The 906-nt window shown below is 62.4% G+C and carries 1 pseudogene; it reads right to left on the minus strand.

The window, feature by feature from the left end:
- A pseudogene (locus BST17_RS28525) lies at positions 1 to 875 on the minus strand (hypothetical protein); the annotation flags it as partial.
- Between the last annotated feature and the right edge of the window lie 31 nt (positions 876 to 906).

Below are 906 nucleotides of genomic sequence, written 5' to 3' on the forward strand. Positions count from 1 at the left end.
GCCTGATAGGCCGCTGCCGACGCATCCCCGGTCAAGGTCAGTACGCCATTCACATATGAGCCCGTGATCCCACCGGACCCGGTGAAGGTCAACTCGTCACTGCCATCCGGCGACGTGATCGTCACCGTCGCCCCGGACAACAACTCGCTCGGTTCGTTGACAATCACAATGATCGGCGAGACCACCGTCGACTGACCCGTCGAACCCACGCCCACCGGCGTCGTGACGATCGTCGGCGCGCCATTCAACGCCGGAGTGACGGTCAAGAGCGTGACACCAGGCAACACCGACTCCTGACCAGCCGCGTCTGTCACTGCGAACTGGATCGTCCGCACGCCGGCCGCATCAGTGGACAAGGCCACTGATTGCAGAACTGCTTGATAAGCAGAAGCTGTCGCGTCCCCGGTCAGCGTCAAAACTCCATTGGCGTACGAACCGGTAATCCCACCGGACTCAACAAAGGTCAGCTCATCACTGCCGTCAGGGACGGTGATCGTCACCGTCGCCCCGGACAACAACTCACCCGGTTCATTGACGATCACAATGACCGGCGACACCGTCGTCGACTGACCGGTCGACCCCACCCCCACCGGCGTCGCCACAATCGTCGGCGCACCGTTCAATGCGGGTGTCACCGTAAACAAGGTCACGCCGGGAAGTGCGGATACCTGACCGGCCGCATCAGTCACCGCGAACTGAATCGTCCGCACACCCGCAACGTCAGTGCTCAGCGAAACGGATTGCAACACCGTCTGGTACGCCGCCGCCGACGCATCCCCCGTCAACGTCAGGACCCCACCGGAGTACGAACCGGTAATCCCACCGGATTCAACAAACGTCAGCTCATCACTGCCATCCGGCGAGGTGATCGTCACCGTCGCACCGGAGAGGAGTTCCCCCGGCTCG

Origin of the sequence: Mycolicibacterium bacteremicum (assembly GCF_002086115.1) — a bacterium.
In the GTDB taxonomy this organism is placed as follows: Bacteria; Actinomycetota; Actinomycetes; order Mycobacteriales; family Mycobacteriaceae; genus Mycobacterium; species Mycobacterium bacteremicum.